The sequence below is a fragment of the Anabaena sp. CS-542/02 genome (assembly GCF_028331085.1).
Taxonomy (GTDB): domain Bacteria; phylum Cyanobacteriota; class Cyanobacteriia; order Cyanobacteriales; family Nostocaceae; genus Anabaenopsis; species Anabaenopsis arnoldii.
This window is the reverse complement of the sequence record NZ_JAQMTM010000023.1, coordinates 1-15807: the sequence shown is the minus strand read 5'-3', so window position 1 is coordinate 15807 and position 15807 is coordinate 1. Positions and strand designations below refer to the sequence as shown.

Genomic DNA, 15807 nt, shown 5'->3' with positions numbered 1-15807 from the left:
CCCCAATCCCCAATCCCCATTCCCTGTTCCCTGTTCCGGTGTTCCCTGTTCCCTAAGATTAAGATAAAAATTACCTGTTTAATACTTTCCAAACATCCTCTTAGTGTCAAACAATTATTATCCGATTAAAAAAAATGTTTTAAATACTACTAAGATTTGAGGGGATTGAATTTTCTAATCTATAGAATCGATAAAGTTTAAATAATATATTTGACAAATACAGCACAGAAAATAATTTGATTAGCTAGAATGCTTGGTACTAGTGAGTTGAGCAATTTTAAATCTTAAATCAGCTTTAAAGTTTCTTAGCTGTAAGTAAAGCTATAGTGTATTTAGCAATGCTGCTGTAAACGTGGCTAAGATTAAGTTCTCAAGCCATAGTAGTTGTTATGAATTTGTTTGGAAAGACACTCTAACTAGATGACAGGCAAAAACACAAGACATAATGCATTTCTGCGGCTAGTGTCTGGTAATGCAGCAGCTTCAGCAGCAGGATCTCGCTATTCGCTGCTCACCAGTAAAGAGGCGGTAATTGGACGCGACCCAACCTGCCAAGTTGTCTTAGATGCCATGATGTATCGGATGGTATCTCGCCGTCATGCGGTGGTTCGTCCCCTCTCCTCATCTCCAGAACACAAATTTAGCTGGGTAATTTGTGATTTAAATAGTGCTAATGGGACTTTTTTAAATGGCAAACGCCTGTCTGAGTGTCAAGAATTGCACCCTGGCGATCGCATTTCCCTGGGTTCTGATGGTCCGGAATTTATTTTTGAGTATGACTTAATTTCTCAACCTACGGTAATGACCAACGCAGTCAAACCGCTACCCTCGGCTTCAAAAAACCACCCCCATACATATTTAAAACAACCTGATTCAGTTAGCTTTACGCAACTGTTTCCGATTATTTCCACAGGTAAAGATTTAACTCGTAAAGCTTATCTAATACCGGGAATATTGACAGTAATATTTGTGGTGCTGATGTTTGCCACTGTCGGTCAGCCCCAGAGTAATCAGGTAATAGTCGCCACTTACATAGCATCAGCTGCTTACTACTTTGTTTATCGACTTTGCGGTAAACAGAAGCCTTGGTGGGTGCTAATGGGGACTGCATTAACGACAACCTTGATTTTGCTTAGTCCCCTGTTGGATTTATTTATCTTTGTCTTTCGGGTGATTCTACCAGGTAACTTACCTTCTCCTCAAGAATCTACCACCTTTACAGAATTGCTGATCAGGATGTTCTTCGGTGCAGGGTTGATGGAAGAATTGCTCAAAGCATTACCTTTAATCAGCGCGTATTTTATGGGTCGTAACTTACCCTCACCTTGGCGAGAACGGATTGGCATTTGGGAACCTTTAGATGGTATTCTGCTGGGAACCGCCTCCGCTGTGGGTTTTACCCTACTGGAAACTTTAGGACAATATGTACCAGATATTACCCAAAATGTTGCTCAACAGGTGGGTATAGGGGCGGCTGGGCAATTAGCTGGGTTTCAACTACTAATTCCGCGAATTTTAGGGTCCGTAGCCGGACACATGGCTTATAGTGGCTACTTGGGCTACTTTATTGGGTTGGCTGTTCTCAAGCCCCGGATGAGTTGGCAAATTCTCTCCATTGGTTATCTGAGCGCATCTGGGCTTCATGCTTTGTGGAATGCGACAGGATCAATCAATGGTTTATTTTTGGTAGTGGTAGGGGTATTGTCTTATGCGTTCTTGATGGCGGCGATTTTGAAAGCGCGGGTACTATCACCAACGCGATCGCAAAATTTTGCCACCCGCTTTATTGGCGATAAATAACACGATAAATAATCTCTGGTACTAACCATACCACAGATCCAGTTAGGAAGATAATTTTACACTTTGAGGTCACTGCCTTTGACCAGGTTGAGAATTACTAGGAGTTGGCGGTGTTTCAAGGGTAGGAATATTAGAGCGGGATCTCAATTGCATCATCCAATATCCTAGTAAACCAGCTAAAACCAGCAACAATAACAGCACAAGTAGGTTTAAAGGTAATTTAGCAAGCCCACTGGACTGAATTTTAGATATTACTTGAGTTTTTTGGTTATGGCTACCCTCTAATAGAGTGGGGTGTAACTCCTGAGTTCCAGAACTTGCTGGCGACACAGAGGAAATATCTGGAATAACTGCCTTTAAAGTTAAATCTGGTGTGGCTACGCCAGACAAACCATCAGAACATTGTACTTTATAATGTATTAAAGCCAAAGTAACATTATCATGTCCATTTTTAGTATTAGCAAGTTCCACCAATTTATTCGCTACTGAAATAATATCATCTTCACCAGTCAAAATTGGTAAAATTTCCGTTTGCCAATAGTCTTCCACACGGTCAAAATCACTCAGTCCATCTGAAGTCAGTAAAAAAATCCCCTCTTCATCCAGAATAAACCTCTGGGAAGTAGGATGTAATGAGCTACTACCACTCATCCCCAAAGCTTGTATCAAAGAACCAGCCCCACGGTTCCCTACAGCCTCACGATAAACGGCATACCCCAACCTCACATCCCGGGAAGCCACATCGTCGTCAAGGGTAACTTGATAACAACCCTCTCGCGTAACCCAGTAAGCACGGCTATCGCCAACATGAGTAAGGTACATTTCATGTCCCACAGGTAAAGCCATCACCAAAGTTGTACCCATACGTTGACGTGCTTGGCGATGTTCACCGTCATTGCGATCGCTAATTTTGTCATTAGCCACAGCCACCGCATCATCTAGAATAGCTAAGATTCGGGACGGTTCCAGAGGATGTTCAGTGGTCGGTGAGCGGAGTCGAAGCGTTAAATCAGTCACCTCCCCTAACTGTTGATAAATAGTTTCAATAGCTAAATTAGAAGCAATATTCCCCCCTTGGTGTCCGCCAATGCCATCACAGACAATAGCTAAAGCAGATTCCTGTGGGGGCATAGTCACCACCGTACCACTGGGGGGGTAGCAAGCATCTTCATTGCGTTCACGTCTAGGACCAGTATCAGTGAGAGTGGTCATCTGGACAGTGAGGGTTTGTGATGCGCCCAACTGTGCCAGACCTTGATCTAAAACCGCAATTAAAACATCCGGGGAACTAATCCTCCCCTCAATCAAAAAATTACTAATCTCCCGAATAAAATCAGCTACAGGTGGTAGGGATTGGGGCAGTAGTTGTTGCCAAAACTTACCTAACTCCCGTAAACCCGGGGATTTGTGAGCGTCAAACCGCAAGTCCAACAGGCGGACTAAAGGTCCAGTGACTCGCAGGACATCAGCATCTATTAAACTACTAGCTACCCCGTGACTGTGGAAAGGTTGCCACAGATGGGCTATTTGCCATAACCAGTTAAGTTGACGCATAGAGGAAGCCTCATGCCAGGCTGTGGTTAACTGGGGATATAGCTGCACCTGGAGTGGGGAATCAACCGAGTATAAAGGCGGCTGTTCTAAAAGTAAAATTGGCTTATCTGAAGCGGCTCCATACCCGGGCAGTATGCCATATATCTGTGGTATGTTTAATCTATGGGGAAATAGTCTCAAATAAACTTTTATCTGCTCGATAGAGCTGCCATGGAGCTTCCCTAAGTCAGGCATTTGCGGTAGTATTCCTGGCTTTGTATCTAAAAGGATATTATTTTGAATAACTAAATAGCGATCGCCTAATACATCTCCAGGGCTACCCATATTCAGAACATCCCCCACAGCCCACAGATATCGTTTCGGGAGGGGTGCGGAGCATTGCTGGCAGAACTTGTGATTTAAAGGGTTAGCGGCCAGACAATCTTGATTTGGGCAGTAGAGCGTTACCGCTTCATTTTCCATAGTGTTGGGACTGATCAGCGTGACAGTTGACGGTTGACAGTTGACGGTTGGCTGTATTTTTCAGTTAACAGTGCACTGTCAACAGTGAACGCATTTGACTAATACCTTAGCTCGAAATCAAGTTTACAAACCAAACAGCCGGGGGTAGGGTCAGCCATAATACAAAGGGAACAGGGAACAGGGAACAGGGAACAGGTAACAGGTAACAGGGAACTTGGGAATTAAGATCAATGTAGAGACATTCCCGAGAACGTCTCTACTAGTATGCCTGATTGCTGCTGTGCGACAATTAGAAACCCGTTAACTTAATGCCTCAGCACCACCCACAACCTCTAAAAGCTCTTGGGTAATAGCGGCTTGTCTGGCTTTGTTGTAAGACAAAGAAAGAGTTTTAATCAACTCCCCGGCGTTGTCACTAGCATTATTCATCGCCGTCATCCGGGCGGCTAACTCACTAGCTGCGGACTCTTGCAGAGCGCGCAATAGCTGATTACTCAGATACAAGGGTAATAAAGAATCCAGAATTTGTACAGGGTCTTGCTCAAAAATCATATCCCGGGGTAAAGGACGAACTTGGCTAGTTACCCTTTGCCGTTCCACCTCAAACTGACCCCCACGGGTAGTGAGGCGAAAAATTTCATCATCTGGCGCTTCCAAACCTTGAGGGTCTAAAGGTAACAAAGTTTGAACCACAGGACGGGAGCTAACCAAAGAGACAAACCTGGTATAGATTAATTCTATCCTGTCAACACTTTCGGAAAGAAATAAAGAAAGCAGTTGGTCACCAATTTCTGTAGCTTCTGCTGCTGTAGGAATTTGTTCCAAGCCCGTGTAAGTCCCATCAATAGGTTGTGAGCGCCGTTGGAAATACTGAATGGCTTTACGTCCTACCAAGACATACTTGTAACTTACACCTTCCGCTTGCAGTTCCTTAGCACGGTTTTCCGCCCGACGGATAATATTAGTATTGTAACCGCCACATAAACCGCGATCGCCCGCAATTACTAATAGTCCTACGGTTTTAACTTCCCGTTTTTTGAGTAGGGGTAGGTCTACGTCTTCAAACCGGAGACGGGTTTGCAAACCATATAACACCTGTGCAAGGCGGTCAGCGAAGGGGCGGGTGGCGGTGACTTGTTCTTGGGCGCGACGGACTCTAGCAGCTGCTACGAGTCGCATGGCTTCTGTGATTTTTTTGGTGTTTTTGACCGACTGAATGCGATCGCGTATTGCTTTGAGATTGGCCATGTTGGTTGACGGTTGACGGTTGACGGTTGACGGGTAACTATTGACTTTTTACTGTGTAAAAAGGTCAATAGTGAACCCATTACGCTGTTGCTTGGAAGGTCTTCTTATATTCAAGCAGCGCAGCTTTGAGGGCGGTTTCTTCCTCGTCACCTAGTGCCTTTTTGGTGCTGACTGCTTCGGTATACTCAGGTTTACCTGTCTTCAGGTACTCCCTGAGTCCTTTGGTAAAGCTAGTTACTTTCTCTGTGGGGATATCATCTAGATAACCATTAATACCAGCATATAGAATTGCTACCTGCTCGTATACAGACAGGGGAGCATTTTGGGGCTGTTTGAGTAGTTCCCGTAATCTTGCACCCCGTGCGAGTTGGTCTTGGGTGGCTTTGTCTAAGTCAGAAGCAAACTGAGCGAAGGCTTGGAGGTCGTCAAACTGGGCTAATTCCAATTTAACCTTACCGGCAACCTTTTTCATGGCTTTGGTTTGGGCGGCGGAACCAACGCGGGATACAGAGATACCGGGGTTAACTGCGGGACGAATCCCGGCGTTAAATAAATCTGAAGACAAGAATATCTGACCGTCAGTAATAGAAATTACATTGGTGGGGATATATGCAGAAACGTCACCAGCTTGAGTTTCGATGATGGGTAAGGCGGTCATGCTACCTTTACCTAACTCGTCGCTGAGTTTGGCGGCGCGTTCTAATAGGCGGGAGTGGATGTAGAATACATCACCGGGGTATGCTTCCCGTCCGGGTGGGCGACGGAGCAGGAGGGACATTTGGCGATAGGCTTGGGCTTGCTTAGATAGGTCATCATAGACTACTAAGGTGGCTTTACCTTTGTACATGAAGTACTCGGCTATGGTGGCTCCTGTGTAGGGGGCGAGGTATTGCAGGGTAGCGGGGTCGCTGGCGTTGGCGGCGACGACTACGGTGTAGTCCATTGCGCCTTTTTCTTGGAGGGTTTGGACGACGTTAGCTACAGTGGAGGCTTTTTGACCGATGGCTACATAGACACAAATTACATCTTCTGATTTTTGGTTGATGATGGTGTCGATGGCGATCGCCGTCTTACCTGTTTGACGGTCACCAATGATTAATTCCCGTTGACCCCGACCCACAGGAATCATAGAGTCAATAGCGGTGATACCGGTTTGCATGGGTTCATGTACAGACCGACGGGCGATGATACCGGGGGCTGGGGATTCAATTAACCGAGTTTCAGTAGTGTTAATATCTCCCTTCCCGTCGATGGGAAGACCTAGGGCGTTGACCACGCGGCCAATCATGGCTTCACCTACGGGAACCTGAGCAATTCTCCCTGTGGCGGTAACAGAGCTACCCTCTTGGATATTCAGCCCTTGACCCATAAGCACCGCGCCCACGTTGTCCTCTTCTAAGTTTTGGGCGATACCTACGGTACCATCTTCAAATTCCAGGAGTTCCCCAGCCATGGCTTTTTCCAGTCCATAGATGCGGGCGATACCGTCACCTACCTGAAGAACTGTACCAACATTAGCAACCTTAACCTCTTGGTCGTATTGCTCGATTTGCTGCTGAATAATGCTGCTGATTTCGTCCGGTCTAATTGAAATACTCATAAGTCTATATTGTTTTGTTGACGGTTGACGGTTAACGGTTAACAGTGAACGATGCGTGACTAATTACCAGTTAAGCGCAAAGAAAGACGGCGCAACTGACCGCGGAGGCTAGCATCAATTACTTGGGAACCGACTTTAATGATTACACCACCAATTAAGTCGCTATCTATTTTGGTTTGTAGCTCCACTTGGCGGGCGTTGGTGATGGTGAGAACTTTTTCTACTACTGCTTGCTGTTGAGCTTCACTCAGGGTAACTGCTGAGATTACTTCTGCTAGCGCTGTTTGATTTAGTTGTCGCAGTAAAACCAAGTACTGGTTTAATACTGCTTCCAGAAAGGCTATGCGACGTTTGTCTACTAGTAACAACAGGAAGTTACGTAGGTAGGGGTTACCACTTTCGCCAAGTATTTGCCTAATCAGAACTTTTTTGTTTTCGCCTTTAATAAAGGGGTTAGCAATGAAGTTCTGTAGGTCTTGATTTTCCTGGAATAGGGCTAATAAGCTGCGTGCATCTGCCCCAAATTCCTCAGTCAAGTTTTTTGATTTGGCTAGGGATAGGAGAGCTTGGGAATAAGGACTGGCTATTTCGTCTGTAGCTATTTTACTGGTCATGCTTCGCCTCCTAGTTGGGCAATGCTGCGGTCAATCAAGATTGTCTGCGTCTCTTGAGCTATACCGCCTTTGAGTTCTGATTCAACTTTTTGCAGTGCTTGAGCAACTACCCGTTGCTGTAACTGGGCGATCGCTTTGTTCAGGTCTGCGTTGAGGTCTGCTGCTCCTGCTGCTTGTAGGCGTTCGATATCTATAGCCGCTTGAGCTAATATCGCCTCTCCAGCTGCTTGGGCGTTTGCTTGAGCAGCTTGTTTGATTCTTTGCGCTTCTGCTTGGGCTGCTTCTAGGTTCTGCTGTGCTTGTTTGAGTTGCTGCGCTGCTTGAGCGGCGCGTTGCTCGGCGTTTTTAATTGCTGTTTCGATGTTGTCGCGACGAGTTTTTAGGGTTGTACCTAGTACTTTGCGTCCGAAAACTAACAGCACTGTAATAATAATGGCAAGGTTAATTAGGTTTGTGTCAAATATATTAGTATTTAGACTGAAACCACTATGTTCACTTGCCTCTGTTAGGTCAGTTCCGATGGCGATCGCTTCGGCCATCAACGGTAAAAAAGTCCCCATGATTTTTCATCCACAACGGCGCTGCCAAGGTTTAAGATTACTGACATCCTTAATTAGACACCTTCAGCCTTCCGGTTTTTCAGGGCGGGGGTGTCTTTTAGGTCAGTTAATGATTCCAAGTTGATTTTTCCTTAGCTGCGACTAACTAGGTCTGCTCCTAGGAGCTTTTCTAGTATTTGGCGGCTGAGGGTGTCTACTTGTTGCTCTAATGAAGCGAAGGCTTCTTGTTTTTGCTGCTCAATTTGACTGGCTGCTTGTTCTTTCTCTACTTGGGCTTGTCGTTGCACTGCCGCTATTTTCTCGGCTGCAATTTTTTGGGCTTCCGTTTGAGCATCCGCAATAATTTTTTGTGCTTCTTTTCTAGCACCCGCTAGAGCTTGTTCATATTGCTCTGCCAATTTCTCGGTTTTAGATAAGCGTTCTTGTGCTTCTAGTTGATTATTGCGGATGTAGTCATTCCGGCCATCAATGGCGTTACCCAGGGGCTTATATAGTGTTGCGTTCAACACTAGGGCTAGAATTAGAAATTGAATTGCCATTAAGGGGAGGGTGGCGTCTAGGTCAAACAGTCCCCCTTCTTTGGCCAGTTCTTCTACTGCTAATAATGAGATCCAGTGTGTCATGGTTGCTATTTTCTCTCTAATATATTAGTCCTGAGTCCTGAGTTGTTCAGCTGTGAGTTAAAGGTGTTTAACTTGGCTTTGACTCAGTACTCAGCACTCAGTACTTAAGATTTAGTACTGATTATGAGAAGGGGTTAGCAAACAATAGTACTAGAGCTACTACTAGTCCGTAGATGGTTAGGGCTTCCATGAATGCCAAGCTCAGTAGTAATGTGCCGCGGATTTTGCCTTCTGCTTCTGGCTGACGGGCGATACCTTCTACCGCTTGTCCAGCAGCGTTACCTTGACCAATACCAGGGCCGATAGCAGCTAAACCAACAGCCAAAGCAGCAGCTAGGACGGAAGCGGCGGAAACTAATGGATCCATGATGTTTTTTCCTTTGTTTATGGGGTTGAATGGGTTTAGATGTTGTCGTCTGCTAGTTATTACAAGCAACAAACTGACAGGTTGATGTTTGAGGGGTTTTTAATGTCCCTCGTGTTCTTCGCCGTGGTGGTCTTCCATAGCTTCGCCGATGTAGGCGGCGGCTAGGGTGGCGAAGATGAGCGCTTGAATGGCGCTAGTGAATAGCCCCAAAGCCATTACTGGTAAGGGTACAAATAGGGGTACTAGTAGTACCAACACACCAACCACCAGTTCATCAGCCAAAATGTTGCCAAATAAACGGAAGCTGAGGGACAGGGGCTTGGTGAAATCTTCGATAATTTTGAATGGCAACATGAACGATACTGGTTGTACGTAGTTGCCAAAGTACCCCAAGCCTTTTTTGCTGAATCCTGCATAAAAATATGCTAGTGATGTAAGCAATGCTAAAGCAACAGTTGTGTTGATATCGCTTGTGGGTGCTGTTAGTTCACCTTCTGGCAAATGAATCAACTTGAATGGAACCAAGGCTCCTGACCAATTTGAAACGAAGATGAATAAGAACAAGGTGCCAACAAAGGGTACCCAGGGGCGATATTCTTTTTCTCCTATTTGGTTTTTCGCTAGGTCTCGAATAAATTCGAGGGCGTATTCCATCAGGTTTTGGATACCGCTGGGGATTCTTTTGATGTTACTGCTTGCGACTAGGGAGGCTAGCACCAGGACGCCAATGACGAACCATGAGGTGAGAAAAACCTGACCGTGCAGCTTGAGGTTGCCTATTTGCCAGTATAGATGTTTTCCCACTTCCAGTTCCGCGAGTGGGAAGGAGTAGAGGTTCAGAAAATTGAGCATTTTCTTTGCATATCAATGGTTTCTCCTGTCTTGGTTGGATAGGAGGAGCTTGTTTTTGCGTTGGGGATGTCCCTGACGCGGGTTGGTTTTTTGCGACTCTGGCTAGTCGGAAACAAAAGCCGTTTTGATTACGTAGATGATGAGTGTGGCTTTGTAGGTGAGAAACCCCAAGAAGATGGGGAGTATTTGGAGTTGGTTTAACCGCGATGCTAGCAAGATTAGGATGACTAGTAGTGCTAGACGGGTTTTACTCAGGGACTGTTTTTCTCGACCTAGACGCTCAACATCTCTGGACAACATTTTCAAGTAAAGCACACCTGCGATCGCTCCTAACAAATAATTCAGGGCAATGTTAAGAGAATAGCCAATCCACACAGAGACAAAAATCATCCCCGTTAAGGCAAGTGTGATGATCAACAGTTCCTGATAGAGTCGATAAAACTCTGCCATAGAAGAGTTGGCTGGTTCTGTCTCCTCAAAACCAGATTGCCCATCTTGTTGTGTTGTCGCAGTGGGGTCAATTGAATCTTCAGACAAGCTCACGAGACTTGGAACCAGTACAGCTAACTTGTAATGACTGCACATTCAGTCAGGTGAATCATATCATGATCAGGTAACAATACTTTAGAAAAAAACAATTAACTTCTTGTCATGATCAGACTTGGGATAGAAATGCCGCCATGTCTTGTTGATGGTTATTGCTTTTTTTTCACATTCATGGTATCACAACGGGGCTGAAATTACTACTTTACTTAAAGTGGTGTTAATATAATTACCTGTTGTTCCAGGAGTGTCCTGATTTGTTTTAAGGTGATTTCCACTGTGGCTAAAATCTCCCCCACGGTTAACTTACCATCACAGTTTTGCAGAAATTCTAACTCTAAGTCTGACAGGTTGATTACTTGATAGTTGTAATTAAAAATACACTGGCTAGGAAAGCCGTCAATACAAGGGTTGAGTTCGGGAGTGGCTTGTAATATTGAGTTATCCTCTGACCAGTCGGATTTGACTAGGGGGGGACGACTGAGGAAAAATTCATAATGGGTAACTTCTGGGTCTAGTAATTCTATCAGGCGGTATTTTTGGCGATCGCTCAAACTTTGTACCCGTTGGATAATATCTGGGGCTTTGGCTAGGAGTCTATCTAACTGCCAAAATCCCGGATTAGAAAACCCGATAAACTCCAAACCAGAAGCATCAATTAATTCAAACAGTGTATCAATGTTGTAATCAATCTCCTGGGGATGAAGGTACATATCCGCAAAACATTCATCCTTGTGGTTTTCTAATGACCAGAGTTGTTTTTCCCTCTTGACAATTCGGTTATTTTCTGGTAAGGCGGCGAATATTTGTCGCCCCACTTGTACCCCATCACGGTAATCGCCTTTTTTGTCACCTTGAACCAAGGCGATCGCCTTTTGCATGAGTTGAATTTCCCAACGTCCCAACTCCCCATAAACAAAAATGTGCATCAGTCCACCGGGGGCGAGTTTTGTGGCTAAAGCTTGAAGACCGCGAACGGGGTCAGGTAAATGATGCAACACCCCCACACAGTTAATTAAATCAAACTCACCGGGTAACTGTGCCACATCATACAAGCTCAGGTGATGAAACTCCACCCGGTCAGCACCGGAACTTTGACAGCGTTTTTTAGCCACTTCCAAAGTACCAGCACTTAAATCAATACCCACCACCTGAGCTTGGGGGTTGAGGTGTACTAAATATTCTGTCCCCACACCGGAACCACAACCCGCATCTAAAATGCGGATATCTTGCTTTACCGGTTTACGTCCCGTGCAGAAATTGTAAGCAGCTGACCAATTCCAGCGCCAATTATACCCAGGGGGTGGTTCATCTAATATGGGTTCCGGGGGGAAGGGATAAGTATCGTAGAGTTTAGCAACAGCAGTACTAACAGTTTGGGAGTCGGACATAATCAGGAAAAACGCAGCATTTTTGAGTTTAGCTGATTGGGAGAATTATTCATCATCAGGTAAACCAATTCCTTGGGTTTGTATCAGGTGAAACAACCTAGCCAGTCGTGACTCAGCAGAATCAGCCCGTTGTTTTTCCTGTTCTGCGGGTGTAGGTATCCAATTATTATCCCCGTCATACCAACGTAACCACAATCTGGTTAACCCCTGGTATTCTCCCTCCCACAATCCTAAACCCAGTTCTGGTTCCTCTAACCATAGCCCTCCCCCATTCATAGCTAGAGGTTGATAGCGGTTCATCATTAAGCCAAAACATTGCAACTCGTTAGTATGACGGTTGAAGACAAAATAATAGGGGACTCTCAAAATTTGCTCATACACTGACCATTTATTAGGTGGTTGGTTGACCTGTGATCTGGGTCCTAAATCTTCTGCTTCTGTACCTGGTGATATGAGTTCAACTACCACAAAAGGATTAGTTCCCTCCTGCCAAGTCACATAACTTAACCGTAGGTCTGTTTGGTGATGAAACCGCGATACCCCCAAGACAGCAAACCAGTCTGGGCGTTTATACCATTGGGTATGTAGGGGGTGGTAGTATAAGTTTAAATCACTGGCTGTAAAAATATTATCTTCTGGATAACTAGGGGGGCGAAAGGTGCTGCGCAGTAATTCAGATTGTAAAAGGTGAAACTCGTCTGGCAAACCCGGCTCCTCCTGATTTTCGCTTGGTAAATCATACATAGTTGGTAGTGTTTCTTGCGGAGGTAAGGGCGAGTCTGTTTGATGCATCTTCATTTACTCTCCTGTGCTGCTGACGGAATTACTGAACTTGAATCATCAGGGTTAAATCATGGCTAGGCGATCGCCCTCACCTGGGGAAGTGTAAATAATCTATTGGGAGAATATTTACAGGATGTTTTAAAAGTTATCATTATCATGATTACTGTATCAAATATTGACCCCACCCTCTCCTTACAAGGGTAGGTTTTTAATATGATCTGTGAAGGCAAGACTTGGTGGACAAGGTGGACAAGGTGACAAGGGAGGAAAACAGTACAAATTCTGTATTCTTAGTCACAAAAATAGTCCGTCAAAAAACCATTGTCCGTATAAAATCTTCCTTGTCCACTTTCCTTAATATATGCGGAGTTTTGCGGAAGCTTACCAAAATTTTGAATTTGTGCAACAACTTGCTGCACAAATTCCTTGAGGGCATAATATCCGCATTAATCATGACTTATAAAACAACTTCTGAGTAAGGTACAGGCGGTACAGAAAATGCCATAGATGTCAAGTGGCCTAGCAGCCGTTCGTCGGTGTCGTTGACGAACGGCTTTGAGCAGACCCATAAAACGATAATGTTCCACAAGCCAAGGAATAATTTGTAAGTATTCCCTGTTCCCTGTTCCCAAGTTCCCTGTTCCCTGTTCCCTGTTCCCTGTTCCCTATGAAAAACTTATAAAACAACCTCTTACAGAGTTTACACAGTTCAGGTAAAAAAATTTAAGTTAACTCCTACACTAAAAGCTAAAATTGTCATACAATCTTAATTAAGTATTAAGTATTGGAAGACACTAAACTAGGAGTATCTCAATGGCTTTAGGAATGCCTGAATTTGCCGATAACCCAGAAAATCGCTGCCCTGTGGTACTATTACTTGATGTATCTGGCTCCATGTCAGGCAGACCCATTGAAGAGTTAAATAGAGGTCTTGCTACCTTTAAAGCCGATGTGCTCAAAGATGGACAAGCATCAATGAGTGTAGATGTGGCTATTGTCACCTTTGGACCGGTGCGGCTGAAACAGGACTTTGTGAGTATCACCGGTTTTACACCCCCCCAGTTAAGAGCAGAGGGTTTAACCCCCATGGGTGAGGCCATTGAATATGGTTTGGATTTGTTGGAACAACGCAAGCAAGCATATAAAAGCCATGCTATTTCCTACTATCGCCCTTGGGTATTTTTAATTACAGACGGAGCGCCCACAGATGATTGGACTTATGCAGCACACAGGTTAAAGGATGCTGAAGTTAATCGTAAATTATCCTTTTTTGCCGTTGGTGTAGAAGGTGCTGATTTTGAGACCTTGAAACAAATTACCCCAGAGCGTCCCCCGTTGAAATTGAATGGTTTAGATTTTGGTTCTTTATTTATCTGGCTTTCCGCCTCTATGAAACGAATTTCCCAGAGCAAAGTGGGTGAAACTGTGGCATTACCCGCCGCGGGATGGGGTCAAATTCAAAGTTAAATAACAGTTAAATATTTGAGGGTTAATTGTGGGTTGGAAAGCAATTTCTCGGTCTGAGGTGGGAACTAGTCACAGACAAGAAAACATACCTTGTCAAGATTATGGGGATTATCGCCTTTTTGGGGATATCATTGTAGGTGTGGTAGCTGATGGGTCGGGGAGTGCTAAATATTCTCATGTGGGTTCTAAATTAGCGGTAAATACCGTCATTGATTTGTTTGCCAGAATTTTTCACAAATCTGAGCAGAAAAAATTATCCCCCCCATCGCCGGAAGAAGAAAGCAAACAAATGTTTAGCAAAATTGTGCAGGAAGTAATTGCACAATTAGGGAAAACAGCAAAGCAAAATAATTGTGATATCAAAGATTTAGCTTGTACACTTTTGATTTTTATCGCTACTCCTGAATGGTTGGTAGCTATGCAAATTGGGGATGGGTTAATGGTGGTGCGTCCTCAAAATTCCCCAGATTATCAACTGTTGTTTACCCCCCATAAAGGTGAATTTGTCAATGAAACCACTTTTGTTACCTGTAGTCATGCACTAGAAGAAATGCAAGTCAAGGTAATACCATCCCCAGAGTTTATTGCAGCTGCTACAGATGGGCTGGAAAATGTGGCAATTACCTTGAAAGATTGCCAACCTTTTCCACGATTTTTTCAACCATTGGAAACATACTTACAAACCACCACAGACCCAAATCAGGAAGCTGAGTATTTAGTTAACTTTCTCCAATCGGAAGCCCTAAATAAACGCACTAGTGATGATAAAACTGTGCTGTTGTCTATTTGGCAATCATCAGAGGTGGTTTGATCAGTTGTTAAAGGTTGTTTGTCAAGTCATGATTAGTGTATCAAATATTTTTAGATCCCCCTAAATCCCCCTTGAGAAGGGGGACTTTGACTCTAGTTCCCCCCTTTTTAAGGGGGGTTAGGGGGGATCAAGAATTGTCTAAAATCACCTGATAAAACTTATCAAACATCCTCTAATAGATACTTGTGATTTGATAGTTATAATAGCTTTAACACAACCTAGTAGAGAAAAGTATGCCTGAATTAAAAGTTAGCATTAGTGACGCTGCTCACAAAAGTCTCTTGGCACTGGTTGACTCCTCTGGAGAGACGCTTCAAACAGTATTAGACAAAGCCATTGAAAATTATCGCAGATATGTTTTCCTAGTTCAGGCAAATGAAGCCTTCGCCGCCCTGAGGAAAAATGAGGATTTATGGCAAGAGGAAATTTCTGAAAGGCAAACATGGGAACAAACTCTCGCTGATGGAGTAGAAAGGTAGTGGCGGAAATTACCAGAGGAGAAATATGGACAGTGGATCTTAACCCAGTAAGAGGGTCAAACAAAATGCCTACAAGATTAACAGTAAATTACCAGTAAATTATGAGTTTTTATGACCCGCCTAATTTGTGCTAGTACCGGTAAATCAATTAATCTCCTGAGTGAACTGGCTAATAGTGGTGAGGCTAAAGTTTGGCGAACTGATTACAGTGGTTATTTAGCTAAAATTTATCACCAGTCCACACCGGAACGAATGCAAAAGTTAGCGGTGATGCTCGACTATCCACCCCCTGATCCAAATCGCCACATCAGTCATATTTCTTTCGCTTGGCCTCAGTCAGTCCTCAAAAATGCTCAGGGTGATTTGGTGGGCTTCTTAATGGGGGAAATTCGGGCGGGGAAAGAAATTTATGATGTGTACAACCCCACACGTCGCAACAAAATATGTAAACTACCGGCTGACTGGCGGTTTCTCCACTACACAGCCCGGAATATTGCCTCAATTATAGGGGCATTACACGATAAAGGCTATGTATTAGGTGATATTAAGCCGCAAAATATTTTAGTCAATGATCAGGCTTTACCTTCAATTATTGATACAGATTCTTTTCAGGTGCGTCATCCTCAAACTGGTAAAGTTTACCGTTGTTTGGT

Annotated in this window: 15 protein-coding genes and 1 pseudogene; 5 read left to right on the top strand and 11 right to left on the bottom strand. The window is 44.2% G+C overall.

The genetic code is table 11. From position 1 onward, the window contains the following. Window positions 1-420 precede the first annotated feature (420 nt). A complete protein-coding gene (locus PN447_RS02280) occupies window positions 421-1800 on the top strand; it encodes a PrsW family glutamic-type intramembrane protease (protein WP_271760478.1) in 1380 nt (459 codons plus the stop codon). Between the two features lie 69 nt (window positions 1801-1869). Here PN447_RS02280 and PN447_RS02275 read toward each other — a convergent pair whose 3' ends face one another. From PN447_RS02275 to PN447_RS02225, 11 genes are all read right to left on the bottom strand, one after another. Beyond that, window positions 1870-3816, bottom strand: coding sequence for a PP2C family protein-serine/threonine phosphatase (locus tag PN447_RS02275; protein WP_271760476.1), 1947 nt, complete (start codon window positions 3814-3816; stop codon window positions 1870-1872). Between the two features lie 300 nt (window positions 3817-4116). Further along, a complete protein-coding gene (locus PN447_RS02270; protein WP_271760475.1) occupies window positions 4117-5064 on the bottom strand; it encodes a F0F1 ATP synthase subunit gamma in 948 nt (315 codons plus the stop codon). 79 nt (window positions 5065-5143) lie between these two features. Then, on the bottom strand, window positions 5144-6664 hold the full coding sequence (gene atpA / locus PN447_RS02265) for a F0F1 ATP synthase subunit alpha (protein WP_271732573.1): 1521 nt from the start codon (window positions 6662-6664) through the stop codon (window positions 5144-5146). Window positions 6665-6723: 59 nt separating this feature from the next. Continuing rightward, window positions 6724-7278 (bottom strand): ATP synthase F1 subunit delta, encoded by a 555-nt coding sequence (gene atpH, locus PN447_RS02260; protein WP_271760473.1) that lies wholly within the window; start codon window positions 7276-7278, stop codon window positions 6724-6726. Next, window positions 7275-7838, bottom strand: a complete 564-nt coding sequence (locus tag PN447_RS02255; RefSeq protein ID WP_271760471.1) for a F0F1 ATP synthase subunit B — start codon at window positions 7836-7838, stop codon at window positions 7275-7277. Before PN447_RS02255 ends, atpH begins: the two co-directional genes overlap by 4 nt. A 131-nt stretch (window positions 7839-7969) precedes the next feature. Continuing rightward, the gene (locus PN447_RS02250; RefSeq protein ID WP_271760469.1) at window positions 7970-8461 is read right to left on the bottom strand and encodes a F0F1 ATP synthase subunit B'; all 492 of its coding nucleotides are present in this window, start codon (window positions 8459-8461) and stop codon (window positions 7970-7972) included. 121 nt (window positions 8462-8582) lie between these two features. Continuing rightward, on the bottom strand, window positions 8583-8828 hold the full coding sequence (atpE, locus tag PN447_RS02245; protein ID WP_200988381.1) for an ATP synthase F0 subunit C: 246 nt from the start codon (window positions 8826-8828) through the stop codon (window positions 8583-8585). 99 nt (window positions 8829-8927) lie between these two features. Then, on the bottom strand, window positions 8928-9680 hold the full coding sequence (atpB, locus tag PN447_RS02240) for a F0F1 ATP synthase subunit A (RefSeq protein WP_271760466.1): 753 nt from the start codon (window positions 9678-9680) through the stop codon (window positions 8928-8930). 102 nt (window positions 9681-9782) lie between these two features. Beyond that, window positions 9783-10223 carry an ATP synthase subunit I gene (locus PN447_RS02235; RefSeq protein WP_271760464.1) on the bottom strand — a complete coding sequence of 147 codons (441 nt, stop codon included), beginning with the start codon at window positions 10221-10223 and terminating at the stop codon, window positions 9783-9785. A gap of 209 nt (window positions 10224-10432) precedes the next feature. Further along, window positions 10433-11614, bottom strand: a complete 1182-nt coding sequence (locus tag PN447_RS02230) for a class I SAM-dependent methyltransferase (protein ID WP_271760462.1) — start codon at window positions 11612-11614, stop codon at window positions 10433-10435. Between the two features lie 45 nt (window positions 11615-11659). Further along, window positions 11660-12406 carry a Uma2 family endonuclease gene (locus PN447_RS02225; protein WP_271760461.1) on the bottom strand — a complete coding sequence of 249 codons (747 nt, stop codon included), beginning with the start codon at window positions 12404-12406 and terminating at the stop codon, window positions 11660-11662. A gap of 804 nt (window positions 12407-13210) precedes the next feature. Between PN447_RS02225 and PN447_RS02220 the strand changes: the two genes are divergently transcribed. The 4 genes and pseudogenes from PN447_RS02220 to PN447_RS02205 all read left to right on the top strand — a co-directional run. Next, on the top strand, window positions 13211-13864 hold the full coding sequence (locus PN447_RS02220) for a vWA domain-containing protein (RefSeq protein ID WP_271760459.1): 654 nt from the start codon (window positions 13211-13213) through the stop codon (window positions 13862-13864). Between the two features lie 28 nt (window positions 13865-13892). Further along, window positions 13893-14675, top strand: a complete 783-nt coding sequence (locus PN447_RS02215; RefSeq protein ID WP_271760457.1) for a PP2C family serine/threonine-protein phosphatase — start codon at window positions 13893-13895, stop codon at window positions 14673-14675. 233 nt (window positions 14676-14908) lie between these two features. Further along, entirely contained in the window at window positions 14909-15154 is a 246-nt protein-coding gene (locus PN447_RS02210) for a hypothetical protein (RefSeq protein WP_200988388.1), read from the top strand. A gap of 111 nt (window positions 15155-15265) precedes the next feature. Continuing rightward, a pseudogene (locus PN447_RS02205) lies at window positions 15266-15807 on the top strand (protein kinase domain-containing protein); the annotation flags it as partial.